17 protein-coding genes are annotated in these 13,702 nt (G+C 71.2%); 9 read left to right on the top strand and 8 right to left on the bottom strand.

All coding sequences use genetic code 11. The features are described from left to right. Positions 1 to 31 precede the first annotated feature (31 nt). Positions 32 to 1,012, bottom strand: a complete 981-nt coding sequence (gene pssA, locus ABD987_RS18545; protein WP_345394525.1) for a CDP-diacylglycerol--serine O-phosphatidyltransferase — start codon at positions 1,010 to 1,012, stop codon at positions 32 to 34. A gap of 3 nt (positions 1,013 to 1,015) precedes the next feature. Beyond that, a complete protein-coding gene (locus tag ABD987_RS18540; RefSeq protein ID WP_345394523.1) occupies positions 1,016 to 1,741 on the bottom strand; it encodes a phosphatidylserine decarboxylase in 726 nt (241 codons plus the stop codon). 255 nt (positions 1,742 to 1,996) lie between these two features. On the opposite strand from ABD987_RS18540, the gene ABD987_RS18535 reads away from it, so the two are divergent. After that, positions 1,997 to 2,206, top strand: coding sequence for a hypothetical protein (locus tag ABD987_RS18535; protein WP_345394521.1), 210 nt, complete (start codon positions 1,997 to 1,999; stop codon positions 2,204 to 2,206). 39 nt (positions 2,207 to 2,245) lie between these two features. On the opposite strand, the gene ABD987_RS18530 is transcribed toward ABD987_RS18535, so the two are convergent. Continuing rightward, positions 2,246 to 2,524, bottom strand: a complete 279-nt coding sequence (locus ABD987_RS18530; RefSeq protein ID WP_345394518.1) for a GlsB/YeaQ/YmgE family stress response membrane protein — start codon at positions 2,522 to 2,524, stop codon at positions 2,246 to 2,248. An 82-nt stretch (positions 2,525 to 2,606) separates the two neighbouring features. Between ABD987_RS18530 and ABD987_RS18525 the strand changes: the two genes are divergently transcribed. Together ABD987_RS18525 and ABD987_RS18520 are read left to right on the top strand one after the other, a co-directional pair. Continuing rightward, positions 2,607 to 3,170 carry a helix-turn-helix domain-containing protein gene (locus ABD987_RS18525; protein ID WP_345394515.1) on the top strand — a complete coding sequence of 188 codons (564 nt, stop codon included), beginning with the start codon at positions 2,607 to 2,609 and terminating at the stop codon, positions 3,168 to 3,170. Then, positions 3,167 to 4,408: an MFS transporter gene (locus tag ABD987_RS18520; RefSeq protein WP_345394512.1), complete on the top strand. Its 1,242-nt coding sequence runs from the start codon at positions 3,167 to 3,169 to the stop codon at positions 4,406 to 4,408. The genes ABD987_RS18525 and ABD987_RS18520 overlap by 4 nt, the downstream gene beginning before the upstream one ends. Here ABD987_RS18520 and moeA read toward each other — a convergent pair. Continuing rightward, the gene (gene moeA, locus ABD987_RS18515) at positions 4,405 to 5,610 is read right to left on the bottom strand and encodes a molybdopterin molybdotransferase MoeA (RefSeq protein ID WP_345394509.1); all 1,206 of its coding nucleotides are present in this window, start codon (positions 5,608 to 5,610) and stop codon (positions 4,405 to 4,407) included. The genes ABD987_RS18520 and moeA overlap by 4 nt on opposite strands. A gap of 73 nt (positions 5,611 to 5,683) precedes the next feature. Here moeA and ABD987_RS18510 point away from each other — a divergent pair, with 73 nt between their 5' ends. From ABD987_RS18510 to groL, 5 genes are all read left to right on the top strand, one after another. Next, positions 5,684 to 6,361 carry a TIGR00266 family protein gene (locus ABD987_RS18510; protein WP_345394506.1) on the top strand — a complete coding sequence of 226 codons (678 nt, stop codon included), beginning with the start codon at positions 5,684 to 5,686 and terminating at the stop codon, positions 6,359 to 6,361. 2 nt (positions 6,362 to 6,363) lie between these two features. Then, the gene (locus tag ABD987_RS18505) at positions 6,364 to 6,987 is read left to right on the top strand and encodes an AIM24 family protein (RefSeq protein ID WP_345394503.1); all 624 of its coding nucleotides are present in this window, start codon (positions 6,364 to 6,366) and stop codon (positions 6,985 to 6,987) included. A 103-nt stretch (positions 6,988 to 7,090) separates the two neighbouring features. Next, complete coding sequence (locus tag ABD987_RS18500; RefSeq protein ID WP_204093028.1) at positions 7,091 to 7,297, top strand: cold-shock protein; 207 nt, start codon at positions 7,091 to 7,093, stop codon at positions 7,295 to 7,297. Between the two features lie 66 nt (positions 7,298 to 7,363). Beyond that, a complete protein-coding gene (locus tag ABD987_RS18495; protein ID WP_345394499.1) occupies positions 7,364 to 8,899 on the top strand; it encodes a serine/threonine-protein kinase in 1,536 nt (511 codons plus the stop codon). A gap of 236 nt (positions 8,900 to 9,135) precedes the next feature. After that, positions 9,136 to 10,764 (top strand): chaperonin GroEL, encoded by a 1,629-nt coding sequence (groL, locus tag ABD987_RS18490; RefSeq protein WP_345394496.1) that lies wholly within the window; start codon positions 9,136 to 9,138, stop codon positions 10,762 to 10,764. A gap of 63 nt (positions 10,765 to 10,827) precedes the next feature. Here groL and ABD987_RS18485 read toward each other — a convergent pair whose 3' ends face one another. The 3 genes from ABD987_RS18485 to ABD987_RS18475 form a co-directional block, all read right to left on the bottom strand. Continuing rightward, positions 10,828 to 10,992 carry a hypothetical protein gene (locus ABD987_RS18485; RefSeq protein WP_345394493.1) on the bottom strand — a complete coding sequence of 55 codons (165 nt, stop codon included), beginning with the start codon at positions 10,990 to 10,992 and terminating at the stop codon, positions 10,828 to 10,830. 60 nt (positions 10,993 to 11,052) lie between these two features. After that, positions 11,053 to 11,406, bottom strand: coding sequence for a hypothetical protein (locus tag ABD987_RS18480; protein WP_345394490.1), 354 nt, complete (start codon positions 11,404 to 11,406; stop codon positions 11,053 to 11,055). 144 nt (positions 11,407 to 11,550) lie between these two features. Next, positions 11,551 to 11,778, bottom strand: a complete 228-nt coding sequence (locus ABD987_RS18475; RefSeq protein WP_345394487.1) for a PspC domain-containing protein — start codon at positions 11,776 to 11,778, stop codon at positions 11,551 to 11,553. 139 nt (positions 11,779 to 11,917) lie between these two features. Between ABD987_RS18475 and ABD987_RS18470 the strand changes: the two genes are divergently transcribed. After that, on the top strand, positions 11,918 to 12,694 hold the full coding sequence (locus ABD987_RS18470; protein WP_345394484.1) for a nucleotidyltransferase domain-containing protein: 777 nt from the start codon (positions 11,918 to 11,920) through the stop codon (positions 12,692 to 12,694). Between the two features lie 32 nt (positions 12,695 to 12,726). On the opposite strand, the gene ABD987_RS18465 is transcribed toward ABD987_RS18470, so the two are convergent. Continuing rightward, positions 12,727 to 13,662, bottom strand: coding sequence for an o-succinylbenzoate synthase (locus ABD987_RS18465; RefSeq protein WP_345394481.1), 936 nt, complete (start codon positions 13,660 to 13,662; stop codon positions 12,727 to 12,729). Positions 13,663 to 13,702 lie beyond the last annotated feature (40 nt).

The raw sequence follows: 13,702 nt of genomic DNA, 5'->3' as shown, positions 1-13,702 counted from the left end.
CGGAAGGAGGCCTTCACGGAACGAAGGGAGCTCAGTCGCGGTTGCGGGGGCGGATGCCGATGCGCCGCCAGCTGCGCCGCCGGGCGTGGCCGTCGCCGTTCTGCGTGTTCTCCCGCCCCGGCGACCGGGACGTCCGCATGTGCTCGACACCGTTGCGGGGCAGCCGGACCGCACGCATCGCGCCGGCCACCCGGCGCCGCAGTGGCGGCCGGAGCCCGAGCCGCCGCGCGCTCCTGGCCCGGCGGATGGCCCGGCGCTCGCGCGGCGGCACGGCCCACGCCTCGGGATGCGCGGCCAGCCAGCGGTGCCGGTAGACCGAGTACGGGATGTGCGCCAGGTACAGGATCAGCGCGATGGCCAGCGCGACCAGCGGGAACTGGATGATCGCCGCGGCCAGGATGCCGACGATCACCAGCAGCGGCGCGATCGCCTTGGGCGGTGCCTTCGCCGTCTTCAGCGACAGCGTCGGGATGCGGCTGATCGAGAGCGCCGCGATCGCGACCATCCAGGCCCAGGTCAGGTACTCCGAGGACCACCAGCCGGTGCCGAAGTGCATCGTGACGATCAGCGGCAGCATCGCCAGCAGGCCGCCCGCCGGCGCCGGGACGCCGACGAAGAACTCGTTCGCGTAAGGCGGCTGCTCGGTGTCGTCGAGCAGGGTGTTGAACCGCGCGAGCCGCAGGATCATGCACACCGCGAAGATCAGCGACGCGACCCAGCCGGTCTTGTCCGCGCCCGGCTGCCAGACGTAGAGCACCAGCGCGGGGGCCACGCCGAACGAGATTCCGTCGGACAGCGAGTCCAGCTCGGCGCCCATCTTCGACGTCGCGTCGAGCAGCCGCGCGATCCGGCCGTCGAGGCTGTCGAGCACGGCGGCGATGCCGATCGAGGCGATCGCCATCCCGTAGTTGTGCGTCAGCGCGAACTGCACGGCGGACAGACCGGCGCACAGGGCCAGCACGGTGATGGCGTTCGGCAGCAGCCGGACGCCGGGGGTGGTCACGCGGACCATGGCTCAGCCCTTCGCCGGGACTGCGGGGAGTTCGGCGATCACGGTCTCGCCGCCGACCGTGCGCTGGCCCTTCTCGACGAGCACCTTGCTGCCCTCGGGCAGGTACAGGTCGACGCGGGAGCCGAAGCGGATGATGCCGTACGTCTCGCCGACGCCGACCTTGTCGCCCTCGTGGATCTCGCACAGGATGCGGCGCGCCACCAGCCCGGCGATCTGCACCATGACCAGCTCGTGACCGTCCTCGGTGCGCAGCAGCACGGAGTTGCGCTCGTTGTCCTCGCTCGCCTTGTCCAGGTCCGCGGAGAGGAACTTGCCCGGCCGGTACGCGATCCGCTCGATCACGCCGTTCGCGGGCGTGCGCTGGACGTGCACGTCGAACACGGAGAGGAAGACGCTCACCCGCATCCGCGGCTCGGCGGGCAGCCCGAGCTCCGGCGGCGGGGTGGCCTCCTCGATGAGGGAGACGAGACCGTCGGCGGAGGCCACCGCGATGCCGCCCCGGCTCGGGGCGACGCGCTTGGGCGAGCGGAAGAACGCCGCCATGGCGGCGGTGGTCAGCGCGCCGACCACGCCAAGGGGCTTCGAGAGCCGGCGCAGCAGCAGGGTGGCGGCCAGTCCGCCGTACACGAACGGACGGCCAGCGGGGTGCATCGGCGGCACGGTCTCCCTGGCCAGTTCGATGGCGTGCGCGAGGGGGTTACCGCCTGCCTCCGGCCGGTTGCCGCTCATGAGTGGGCTCTCCGCAATTCGTGGTCGGCGTGAACTCCGGCGGCGCCGTCCGGCGGCCGGTGGTGACGGCCCAACGCTACCGCCCGGTGCGTCCGGCGGGTCCGCACGCCCCTGGTCGGCGGGCCACGCCTCCCCCGTGCGGGGTTCCCCGGCGGGGTGGGGGTGACCACATCGGGATAACAGCCGGTCGCCGACGCCGATAACACACGGTAGTTAGGGCCGCTAGGGCGCCCGCCGGACCAGTAGAGGGAATCCATGTCAGCCTGTCTCGAACCAGCCGACGAAGAGCTCGCCGAGCTGTTCACGGCCTGGCAGCGGGACATCGTGGCGGTGCCGATCCCCACGCTGGTGGACCCGGGGCAGGCGGCCGAGATCGTGGCGCGGGCAGGCCGGGAGCGCCGGGTGCATGCGCCCCCCGACGGCGCACGCACCCGAGCGCGGGAACAGGGGAAACGTCTACTCTAATCGGCCGAGCGGCGACGGTTGCCGATCGTGGGCCAAATGTTACGAACGGTTACGGCTGGCCCAGCCGGACGCCAGCCGGAGAATCAGCAACAGGAGGATCGCGCCGAGAATCGCGACGCCGAAGCTGGGGAAGTCGAACTCGAAGTCCTTGGTGTGCCCGGTGGCGATCCGGTAGACGAAGCCGCCGAGTGCCGCGCCGACGATCCCGACGAGCACGCTGACCAGGCAACCCTGGCGACGCCGTTCGCGGCCGCCCACCACCACGTTCGCCGCCCAGCCCGCCAGGGCGCCGAAGATGATCCAGGTCAGGATTCCCATGATCCGAGCCTACCGGCGACCGCGCCCCGCAACTGTACAAGAGTTATTGAACAAGAACTGTTGTGCAACTATTCTTGTGGGCATGCCCGAACGTGAGGCCCACGACATCCGCGACTCGCGGGTGCTGGCCGCGATGTCCCATCCGCTGCGCCGCCGCCTGCTCGACCTGCTGAAACTCGACGGCCCGGCGACGGCGTCGGTGCTCGCCGAGAAGACGGGCCAGGCCGTCGGAAACATCAGCCATCACCTGAAGGTGCTGGCCACCAGTGAACTCGTCGAAGAGGCGCCGGAACTGGCACGCGACCGCCGGGAGCGCTGGTGGCGGCGGGTGCCGCGCGGGCTGAGCTGGGACGCCCTGGACTTCCCCGGCGACCCGATCGCCGACGCCGCCGAGTTCCTCAGCCTGGACCGCGAGACCACGATCGCACGGCAGTGGCTGGCCGACCGGGAGAGTTACCCCGTCGAGTGGCAGGCCGCGTGGTTCGCCAACGAAACCTGGGTCCGGCTGTCCGCGGCCGAACTGGACGAGCTGAGCACGCGGATCCTGACGTTGTTCCGGGAGTACTCGGATCGGGCGCTTCCGGACGACGGCGTCGAGCGGCGTCCCGTCTTCCTGGCCGCGCGGGCTTCACTCGGTCAGCCGTGACGACGCTTGTCCGGCCGGGCCTGTGGCGGCACCGGGACTTCCGGCTGCTCTGGGCGGGTGAGACGGCGAGCCTGCTCGGCAGCGCGGTCGCGAGCACCGCGCTGCCGCTGGTCGCGGTCGTGACCCTGCGGGCGAGCACGTTCATGGTCGGGCTGCTCGCCGCGGTGGCCTGGCTGCCGTGGCTCCTGGTCGGGCTCCCGGCGGGGGCGTGGGTGGACCGGCTGGCCAAGCGGCCGGTGATGCTCACCTGCAACACGGTGTCGGCGCTGGTGTTCGGCAGTGTCCCGGTCATGGCCGTGTCCGGGGCGCTCACCATGTCGTATCTGCTGGTCGCGGCGCTGCTCGGCGGGATCACGAAGGTGTTCTTCACGCTGGCCTACCGCGCCTATCTGCCCGCACTGGTCGAGGACGCGCATCTGCAGGAGGCCAACGCCAAGCTGCTGGGGAGCGACTGTGCCGCCGACATCGCCGGGCCGGGAGTCGCCGGGGTGCTGGCGAAGGTGTTCGGACCGGTGAGCGGGATTCTCGTCGACGCCGTCAGCTTCGGGGTCTCGGTTTTGTGCCTGAGTTTCGTTCGTACGAAAGAAAACAAGCCATTCGTGGAAAAGCGGCGGCTTCGCGCAGAAATCGGCGAGGGAATTCGTTTTGTGGCACGGGATCCGTATCTGCGGCCATTGATGATCTTTGGTGCCACTTCGAATCTCGCCCTGGACGGATATCAGGCGATCCAGATCGTTTTCTTCGCCAGGGACCTCGGTGCGGGTCCCGGCCAGATCGGTCTGGTGCTGGCGGTGGACGGGGCGGGCGGGGTGTGCGGCGCGCTGGTCACCAGGCGGCTGGCGGCGCGGTTCGGTACCGCGCGGGCGTTCCTGATCGGCGAGGGCGTGGCTGCGCCGATGATGCTGCTCGGGCCGTTCGCGAGCGGCGGCGCCGGGCTGGTGTTCCTCGCCGCCGCCGGGTTCGGGCTCGGGTCCGGGCTGGCCGTGTCGAACGTCCTGCTCGGCACGTTCCGCCAGCGGTACTACCCGCCCGAGCTGTTCGGCCGGATCACCGCGACCTACGCCGCGGTGAACTACGGCACGATCCCGCTCGGCGCGTTCCTCGGCGGCCTGCTCGGCGAGGTTCTCGGCGTGCGGCCGACGATGTGGCTGATGGGCGGCGTGCAGCTCGTCGCGTTCGGCCTGCTGATGCGCGGCCCGTTCCGCGCCCGCCGCGACTTCCCCGCGCGCGTGCCCTAGAGCAGCAGGACGTCGACCTCTTCGCCCTCGGTGGCCGCGTCGACGTCCTCCGGGAGCACGATCAGGCAGTTCGCCTGCGTGAACGCGGCGAGCAGGTGCGAACCCGGCCCGCCCCTCGGCCCGACGATCCCGGTGACCTCGCCGAGGACCGGGGTGTAGACGCCACGGCGGTACTGGCGGCGGCCGCGCGGCGAGGTCATCGACTCGGTCAGCCGCGCCCGCACCCGCCGCCGGTCGACGTCGGTGTGTCCCAGCGCGGTGAGCAGCGCCGGCCGCAGGAACGCCTCGAACGACACGAGCACGCTCACCGGGTTGCCCGGCAGAGTCACCACCGGCACGCCGTTCCAGCGCCCGGAGCCCTGCGGCCCGCCCGGCTGCATGGCGATCTTGGCGAACTCGACGCCCTGCCCGGTCAGCGCGTCCTTGACCACCTCGTACGCGCCCGCGCTGACCCCGCCCGAGGTCACCAGCAGGTCGGCGTCGGCGAGCTTCGGTTCGATCACCGCGCGGAACTCGTCGACGTCGTCGACGACGCTCCGGATCACCTCGACCGCACACCCGAGCCCGCGGATCGCGGCCGCCAGCATGACGCTGTTCGACTCGTAGATCTGCCCGTGCCGCAACGGTTCCGGCGCGTCGACCAGTTCCGACCCGGTGGACGCGACGAGCACCCGCAGCGGCCGGTGCACCCGAAGCTCGGCGAGTCCGACGGCGGCGGCGAGCCCGAGCTGGGAGTGCCCGAGCACGGTCCCCGCGCGCAACGCCACGGTGCCCTCGGCGACGTCCTCGCCGAGCCGCCGGATGTGCGCGTTCGCGGCCGCCGGGGCGAAGATCCGCACGGTTTCCGTGCCGCGGTCGGTGTCCTCGACCATCACCACGGCGTCCGCGCCGGGCGGCAGCGGCGCGCCGGTCATGATCCGGTGCGCGGTGCCCGCGGCCAGCGGCGCGACGTCGATCCGCCCCGCCGGGATGTCGTCGGCGACCGGCAGCGCCACCGGCGTGTCCCGGCCCGCGCCCGCGACGTCGGCGGCGCGGATCGCGTAGCCGTCCATCGCGGAGTTGTCGAAGGGCGGCAGCGACACCCCGGCACGGACGTCCTCGGCGAGGATCAGCCCGGCGGCGTCGGCGAGGGGGACAGTGGTCGCGGGCGCGGTGCCGAGCAGCTCGGCCACCTGTTCCCGGTAGGCGTCGACGGAGATCACGTGGACCATCCTCCCCGCAGGCGCCACTCGTGCAACACTCTCCCGGCGTCACACGAGAGTTCGGGGAGAAGAAATGCAGGTTCAGGTCCGTCAGCAGCCGTCGTTCGCGGTCGCCCGTCTCATGCTCGCGCCCGGCGAGCCCGCCAGGGTGGAGTCCGGCGCCATGATGGCGACCAGCTACGGCGTGCAGGTCGAGTCGCGGGCGCAGGGCGGGATCATGAAGGGGCTCGGCCGGGCCGTGCTGGGCGGGGAGTCGTTCTTCATCTCCACCTACACCGCCCCGCAGAACGGCGGCTGGGTCGACGTCGCGGCCAACCTCCCCGGCGACATCCAGGTCGTCGAGCTCGACGGCAGGGTCGGCTGGTGCGTCACCCGCGGCTGCTGGCTCGCGTCCTCGCACGCGATCCAGACCGAGACGAAGTGGGGCGGGTTCAAGAACCTCTTCGGCGGGGAGGGCGGGTTCCTCACCCACGCCGCCGGGCAGGGACAGCTCGTCGTCGCCTGCTACGGCGCGCTGGAGACGATCACGCTGCAGCCGGGCGAGGTCGTCACCATCGACACCGGGCACGTCGTGGCCTACGCCGACACCGTGCAGTACCAGATCCGCAAGGTTTCCAGCGGCATCATCCAGTCCATGAAGAGCGGCGAGGGCCTCGTCTTCGACTTCGCGGGTCCCGGCCAGGTCATGACGCAGACGCGTAACCCGTCCTCGCTAATCGGGTGGATCCTGAGTCACGTCCCGAGCCGCTAGTCATGCGCGTACACACCAGGCACACGCCCAATTTCGGGGTCGCCCGCGTGTTCCTCAATCCCGGGGAGGCGGTGCAGGCCACCGGGGAAACGATGCTCGCGAGCAGCTACGGCGTCACCGAAACCGCGCCGGCGCGCGGCGGCGTGCGGACCGGCAGGACCGGGCCGTCGGTCTTCACCGCGCCCGGCGACGGCGGCTGGATCGACTTCGCGCCGGTCGTGCCCGGCGACGTCTACCCGCTCGAATTCGACGGCACGACCGGCTGGTCGGTCCACCGCGACGCGCTGCTCGTGCGCCCGGCGTCGGTCCGGCACGACCAGACCTGGCCACAGCTGCAGCAGTTGTTCGGCGCGGACTCCGGTTTCCTGGAGCACTACAGCGGGACCGGCCCGCTCGTGCTGGCCGCGCCGGGTCCTGCCGAGCAGTTCGAGCTGGCGCGCGGGGAACTCGTCACGGTCAGCCCGGACTACCTGCTGGCCTACCCGGACACCGTGCAGTGCAGGCTGCGGGCGGTGGATCCCAGTGGCGCGCAGTCGTTGCGGACCGGCGAGGGGCTGGCGCTCGACTTCGCCGGTCCGGGCACGGTACTGGTACAAGCCCGCAACCGTCGTCTTTCCCGAAGCTGACCTTGGGACGAATTGCCCATTGCCGCCACCCGTAATTCCGGTAGCGTGAACCGCACTCCATCCGTTGCCGGGCAGCGGATCCTTTGTGTCGAGGGAGGGCGCCGTGGCAGTCGGCACCGTCAAATGGTTCAACTCGGAAAAGGGATACGGGTTCATTGAATCCGCGGAAGGGCCGGACGTCTTCGTCCACTATTCGGCCATCCAGGCGGAGGGATTCCGGACCCTTGACGAAGGCGACCGGGTCGAGTTCGAGGTGCAGTCGGGCCGGGACGGGCGCAGCCAGGCGGCCGACGTACGGAAAGTTTCCTAACCCGGAAAGTGACCGGTTGGGCGAACCGGAAGCAGCCTCCGAAACCAGGGCGTTAGGCTGCGCTGCGTGACAGGCGATGTGTCGGGGGACCTCACCGGTCGCCGGCTGGGCAACTACCGGATCGACGGGGTGCTCGGCAAGGGCGGCATGAGCGTGACCTACAAGGCCACGGACGTCCGGCTCGGCCGCAAGGTGGCGCTGAAGGTCATCGGTGACCACCTCGGGGCCGACGCGGAGTTCCGCGAGCGCTTCGTGGACGAGGCACGCAACACCTCCGCGATCGACCATGCCAACGTGGTGCCGCTGTACGACTTCGGCGAGCTCGACGGCATGTTGTACATCGCCATGCGCATGGTCGACGGCGGGGACCTGGCCGGGCTGATCTCCTCCGGCCCCATCGCGCCCGTCCGCGCGTTGTCCCTGCTCGACCAGGTCGCCGACGCGCTGGACACGCTGCACAACCGCGGTCTCGTGCACCTCGACGTCAAACCGGCGAACGTGCTGGTCACCAGCAAGGAGACCACCCGCGAGCACGTCTACGTCGCCGACTTCGGGCTGACCAGGCGCGGCGCGACCGGGCACCGCACGCGCGGTGGGGACTTCCTCGGCTCGCCCACCTACGCCGCCCCGGAGCACCTGCGCGGCGAACCGCTGGACGGGCGGACCGACCAGTACGCGCTGACCTGCGTCCTCTACGCCTGCCTCACCGGGAGCCCGCCGTTCAAGGGCGACGTCCCGACCGTGATCAAGGGGCACCTCAACGGCGAACCGCCGTCCATCGCCCGCGTGGTCGCCCTTCCGGGGGCGATCGACGAGGTGATCCGGCGGGGAATGGCCAAGAATCCCGCTGATCGCTTCCCCAGCTGTGTTGAGATGATCGCGGCGGCGCGGCAGGCCCTCGGCCCGCTCGCGACGGCGGACCAGCCACCTGGTCCGCCGGGCTCCGCGCCGACGCAGGCTCCGGCGCGTCCCGGACCGCCGCACAACGCAGCAGTGCAGGGAGAAGGGGGCCCCGTGCAACCGTACGGAGGACAACAGCCCGGCTACGGCCAGGGACAGGGGCCGCAGGGGCCACTGCCCGGTCAGCCACCACAGCCGCCGCAGGGGCCGCCTGGGCAGCCCTCGCAGCCCCCGCAGGGGATGCCGCCCCAGGGCCCGCCCCCGGGATACGGCTATCCGCCGCAGGGCATGCCGCCCGGTCAACCGGGCCCGGCGCCGCAGGGCTACGGCTACCCCGGCCAGCAGCCCGGGTACCCCGGCCAGCAGGGGATGCCACCGCAAGGCCCGCCGCCGGGGTACGGCCAGCAGGGCGACCCGATGCGGCTGCGCCCGCCCGTGCCCGCCGGGGGCGCGGACACCTTCCAACAGGCCAAGCGCGGCGGCGCGACCAAGTGGATCCTCGTCATCGTGGGCGTGCTCGTGGTGGTCGGTCTCGTGGTGGGCGGCACCTTGCTGTTCGGCAAGGACTCGGGCAACGGGGGCGGCGGACCGGCGACGACCGCGCCGAACATCCCGGTCGGCCCCGGCGGTTCGGGTTCCACCGCGCCGTCACCATCGTTGAAGACCCCGCCGACCTCCATCTCGATCAAGCCGAGCTCCTGACCTGGCGTTCTTGCACTCTCACCCGGAGAGTGCTAAACACGAACCTGGCACTCGGCAGTGTCGAGTGCCAGGCGCGCGGTCACCGATCGCGTGCCTGAAGGCCGGGACGGTGAGGCTCGCTCCTACCGGGGCAGTCGTCCGTCGCGGGCACCGAGCCTGGCCGTAGGACGTGTCCTGCTGCTGCCGTCGCGCTGGCGGCGGACCAGCAGCGCCCAATACCGGAGGACCACACCACAATGGCCAAACTGATCGCGTTCGACGAGGACGCCCGCCGCGGTCTTGAGCGCGGCTTGAACACCCTCGCCGAAGCCGTCAAGGTGACCCTCGGCCCGCGGGGCCGGAACGTCGTGCTCGAGAAGAAGTGGGGCGCGCCGACCATCACCAACGACGGCGTCTCCATCGCCAAGGAGATCGAGCTCGAGGACCCCTGGGAGAAGATCGGGGCCGAGCTCGTCAAGGAAGTTGCCAAGAAGACCGACGACGTCGCGGGTGACGGCACCACCACCGCCACCGTGCTCGCCCAGGCGCTCGTGCGCGAGGGCCTGCGCAACGTGGCCGCCGGCGCCGACCCGATCAGCCTGAAGCGGGGCATCGAGGCGGCCGTCGAGGCCGTCACCGAGCAGCTGCACAAGGCCGCCGTGCAGATCGAGACCAAGGAGCAGATCGCTGCTACCGCCTCGATCTCGGCCGCGGACCGCACCATCGGCGAGCTGATCGCCGAGGCGCTGGACAAGGTCGGCAAGGAAGGCGTCGTCACCGTCGAGGAGAGCAACACCTTCGGCCTCGAGCTCGAGCTCACCGAGGGCATGCGCTTCGACAAGGGCTACATCTCCGGTTACTTCGTGACCGACCCGGAGCGTCAGGAAGCCGAGCTGGAGGACCCGTACATCCTCCTCTTCGGTTCCAAGATCTCCACCGTCAAGGACGTCCTGCCGCTGCTGGAGAAGGTCATCCAGTCCGGCAAGCCGCTGCTGATCATCGCCGAGGACGTCGAGGGCGAGGCGCTCGCCACCCTGATCGTCAACAAGATGCGTGGCACCTTCAAGTCCGTCGCCGTCAAGGCGCCGGGCTTCGGTGACCGCCGCAAGGCCATCCTGCAGGACATCGCGATCCTGACCGGTGGCCAGGTCATCAGCGAGGACGTCGGCCTCAAGCTGGAGAACGCCGACCTGTCGCTGCTGGGCAAGGCGCGCAAGGCCGTCATCACCAAGGACGAGACCACGATCGTCGAGGGTGCCGGTGACGCCGACCAGATCCAGGGTCGCGTCAACCAGATCCGCGCCGAGATCGAGAACTCGGACTCGGACTACGACCGCGAGAAGCTCCAGGAGCGGCTGGCGAAGCTGGCCGGCGGCGTCGCCGTCATCAAGGCCGGTGCCGCCACCGAGGTCGAGCTGAAGGAGCGCAAGCACCGCATCGAGGACGCGGTGCGCAACGCCAAGGCCGCCGTGGAAGAGGGCATCGTCGCCGGTGGTGGCGTGGCCCTGATCCAGGCCGCCGAGGCCGCCTTCGCGGGCCTGAAGCTGGTGGGCGACGAGGCCACCGGTGCCAACATCGTCAAGGTCGCCGTCGAGGCGCCGCTCAAGCAGATCGCGGTCAACGCCGGTCTTGAGGGCGGCGTCGTGGCGGAGAAGGTCAAGGGCCTCCCGCAGGGCCACGGCCTCAACGCCGCCACGGGCGAGTACGAGGACCTGCTCGCGGCCGGTGTCCCGGACCCGACGAAGGTCACCCGCTCCGCGCTGCAGAACGCCGCCTCCATCGCGGCGCTGTTCCTGACCACCGAGGCTGTCGTCGCGGACAAGCCGGAGAAGGCTGCCGCCGCTCCGGCCGACCCGTCCGGTGGCATGGGTGGCATGGACTTCTGAGTCCGGCTGCTTTTTCCCGGCGAAGCCCGGTTCACCCTCGTGGTGGACCGGGCTTCGCCCGTTTCAGGACACCGGGTACAGGTACAGCAGCACCGGGATCAGCACGCCGGTCGCCAGCAGGCCCAGCCCCCAGCCCCACACGATGACCGCGCGGCGGGTGAGCCAGGACACGACGATCGCGGCGAGCGCGGGGTTCTCGGGCGGCGGGTTCGCCGGGGACGGGTCCATGCCAGGAGGACGCCCGGCGCGCCGACCTGGTGGCCGCTGTCCGGCGTTCGCCGTGGCCGCTCAGAACACGGCGAAGAACAGCAGCAGCGCGGCGGGCTGGAGGGCGCCGATGCCGAGCAGGACGAGACCGCCCGTCCAGGCGCGCGCCGCCCGGTTCGTGGTGAACACGACCACGATCGCGGCGATCGCGCACGGGACGCCGACCGCCGCGGGCAGCAGCGTCCACCACACCGGCCCCAGGTCCGTCCGGCGCTGACAGCCGTCGGTCAGCAGGTCCCCGGCACAGCGCGCCAGGAGTTGCCAGAGGTAGGACATCGCGCCGGTGACCGTGGCGACCCCGGCCGCGAGCAGCGGGACGAGCACCCGCGCCGCGACGACGGCGGGCGGAACCGGCGGTCCGAGTTCGACGGTCATGGCGGGCACCCCCGTCCAGGATGGCTCCCCGCCGAGTACGGCAAAAGGCCCGGAGGCGGTTTCGCCTCCGGGCCGTTATGCCCCCTGGTGCACCCCGGACCGTCTCGGCGGGCGCCGGCCCCCTGACACCGGCGCCCGCCGCTGTCAGGAGTCCGAGTTCTCTTCGGGCATCAGGATCGCCGCGGCCGCGTAGACCACGAGCGCCGTGCCGAGCGAGACGAAGGTGCCGACGACGAGCCCGATCCGCACGATCGCTGCGTCGACGCCGAAGTACTTGGCCACACCGCCGCAGACGCCCGCGAGCATTTTGTCGGTCCGGCTGCGACGGAGCTGCTTGATGGACTTTTCCGGGGTGTACACGCTGTTCGTCATGGCTCAATGTTCGCTCGCGGCGGGCCCTGCCACATCGGGGAACGGCCCGGAACCGGACCCTGGAGTCCGACCCTGAGTGGCCTCGGGGTCGGCGTAAATCAGATGCCGGGGCAGGGGGCCGGACGGTACAACTTCGGGCATGAAACACGACAGTCCCGAGTTCGCCGCCATCGCGGAACGGGGCACGATCCTGCGCTGCCAGGTCGGTTCCGGCCTGCACGGCACCGCCGTCGCCGGTCAGGACGACCGGGACGAGATGGGCCTGTGCGTGGAGCCCGCCGAGTACGTCGCGGGGTTGCGCCGGTTCGAGCAGTACCTTTTCCGTACCCAGCCCGACGGTGTCCGCTCGGGGCCCGGCGACCTCGACCTGATCGTCTACTCGCTGCGCAAGTGGATGCGGCTGGCGCTGACCGGGAACCCGACCGTGCTGTTGCCGTTGTTCGTGCCGGACAAGGAGATCGTGCGGATCGACGAGTTCGGCCGGGAGCTACGGGCCAACGCGGAGCGGATCGTTTCGCGCAAGGCCGGACTGCGGTTCCTCGGCTATTCCCGCGCGCAGCGCGCGCACCTGACCGGCGAGCGTCCCCCGCGGCTGAACCGGCCGGAGCTGATCGAGAAGTACGGCTTCGACACCAAGTACGCGATGCACATGGTGCGTCTCGGTGTCCAGGGCGTGGAACTGCTGGAGACCGGGAAGATCACGTTGCCGGTGCCCGAACCGTGGGGCTCGTGGCTGCGGGATCTGCGACAGGGCAGGCATTCCCGGCTGGAGGCGCTCGAAGTCGCGCGGGATCTGGAGGACCGGCTCGAGCGGCTGATCGGCGGTGCGTCGCCGCTGCCGGAGGAGCCGGACACGGCCTGGGCGGACGCCTGGCTCGTTGAGGCGTACCAGGCTTCGTGGCGGGCGGCCGCGTGAGCTGAAGGGCTTTCCCTTGGTTGGCAAGCCCTTCAGCTCAGGGCGCGTACCCTGGCGAGCCGGTCGCGCCAGTCGGACGCGAGCTCCGGTGGCGCGGCCACGGCGTCGGCGAGGTCCGGTTCCGGCGCGTGCCGGGGCACCGGCAGCTGTCCGTCCACAGGGGACAGTGAGCCGGTGCTGACATCGCCTGCCAGCAAGGAGATCGTGCCGAGGCCGCACGCGAAGCCGAGTTCGGGCAGGGCACCGGCCAGCGCCAGCCCGGCGGCGAGCCCGACGCTGGTGTCCACCGCGGACGACACCACGCACGGCAGTCCGCAGGCTTCGGCGACCTCCAGCGCACGCCGCACGCCGCCCAGCGGCGCCACCTTCAGCACCGCGATGTCGGCGGCACCGGCCACCGCCACCTTCAACGGGTCCTCCGCGCGCCGGATGGACTCGTCGGCCGCGATCCGCACCTCGACGCGGCGACGTACCTCGGCGAGCTCGTCGAGCGCCGGGCACGGCTGCTCGGCGTACTCCAGGCCGGCGGCGGCCCTGTCCAGTGCCTTGATCGCGGGTACCGCGGTCGCCACGTCCCACGCGGCGTTCGCGTCGACGCGGATCGCCCCGGCCGGGCCGAGCGCGTCGCGGACCGCCTCGACCCGCGCGCAGTCGTCGGCGAGCGACGACCGGGGATCCGCGACCTTCACCTTCGCGGTGCGGCAGCCCGACGCGCGGACGAGCGCGTGTGCCTTCTCCGGGGTGACCACCGGGACGGTGGTGTTGATCTCGACCCGTTCGCGCACCGGCGCCGGCCAGCCGCGCTCGCTCGCCTCCACCGCGGCGGCCAGCCAGGGAACGCTTTCGGCGTCGGAATAGTCGGAGAAGGGACAGAACTCGCCCCAGCCGGCGGCACCGTGGAGCAGGACGCCCTCACGCACCGTGATGCCACGGAAGCGGTTGCGCAACGGGATCGCGTAGATCTTCATCGTCGCCGATCATGCCACCCGGGGTGAACCAGCGGGAAAC

Origin of the sequence: Amycolatopsis samaneae (assembly GCF_039541975.1) — a bacterium.
Lineage (GTDB): Bacteria > Actinomycetota > Actinomycetes > Mycobacteriales > Pseudonocardiaceae > Amycolatopsis > Amycolatopsis samaneae.
This window is presented reverse-complemented; position numbering and strand designations above follow the sequence as displayed.

Bases quoted from the DNA above. Each gene is read 5' to 3' on its own strand.
- pssA (WP_345394525.1), bottom strand. From the start codon at position 1,012: ATGGTCCGCGTGACCACCCCCGGCGTCCGGCTGCTGCCGAACGCCATC.
- ABD987_RS18540 (WP_345394523.1), bottom strand. From the start codon at position 1,741: ATGAGCGGCAACCGGCCGGAGGCAGGCGGTAACCCCCTCGCGCACGCC.
- ABD987_RS18535 (WP_345394521.1), top strand. From the start codon at position 1,997: ATGTCAGCCTGTCTCGAACCAGCCGACGAAGAGCTCGCCGAGCTGTTC.
- ABD987_RS18530 (WP_345394518.1), bottom strand. From the start codon at position 2,524: ATGGGAATCCTGACCTGGATCATCTTCGGCGCCCTGGCGGGCTGGGCG.
- ABD987_RS18525 (WP_345394515.1), top strand. From the start codon at position 2,607: ATGCCCGAACGTGAGGCCCACGACATCCGCGACTCGCGGGTGCTGGCC.
- ABD987_RS18510 (WP_345394506.1), top strand. From the start codon at position 5,684: ATGCAGGTTCAGGTCCGTCAGCAGCCGTCGTTCGCGGTCGCCCGTCTC.
- ABD987_RS18505 (WP_345394503.1), top strand. From the start codon at position 6,364: ATGCGCGTACACACCAGGCACACGCCCAATTTCGGGGTCGCCCGCGTG.
- groL (WP_345394496.1), top strand. From the start codon at position 9,136: ATGGCCAAACTGATCGCGTTCGACGAGGACGCCCGCCGCGGTCTTGAG.
- ABD987_RS18485 (WP_345394493.1), bottom strand. From the start codon at position 10,992: ATGGACCCGTCCCCGGCGAACCCGCCGCCCGAGAACCCCGCGCTCGCC.
- ABD987_RS18480 (WP_345394490.1), bottom strand. From the start codon at position 11,406: ATGACCGTCGAACTCGGACCGCCGGTTCCGCCCGCCGTCGTCGCGGCG.
- ABD987_RS18475 (WP_345394487.1), bottom strand. From the start codon at position 11,778: ATGACGAACAGCGTGTACACCCCGGAAAAGTCCATCAAGCAGCTCCGT.
- ABD987_RS18470 (WP_345394484.1), top strand. From the start codon at position 11,918: ATGAAACACGACAGTCCCGAGTTCGCCGCCATCGCGGAACGGGGCACG.
- ABD987_RS18465 (WP_345394481.1), bottom strand. From the start codon at position 13,662: ATGAAGATCTACGCGATCCCGTTGCGCAACCGCTTCCGTGGCATCACG.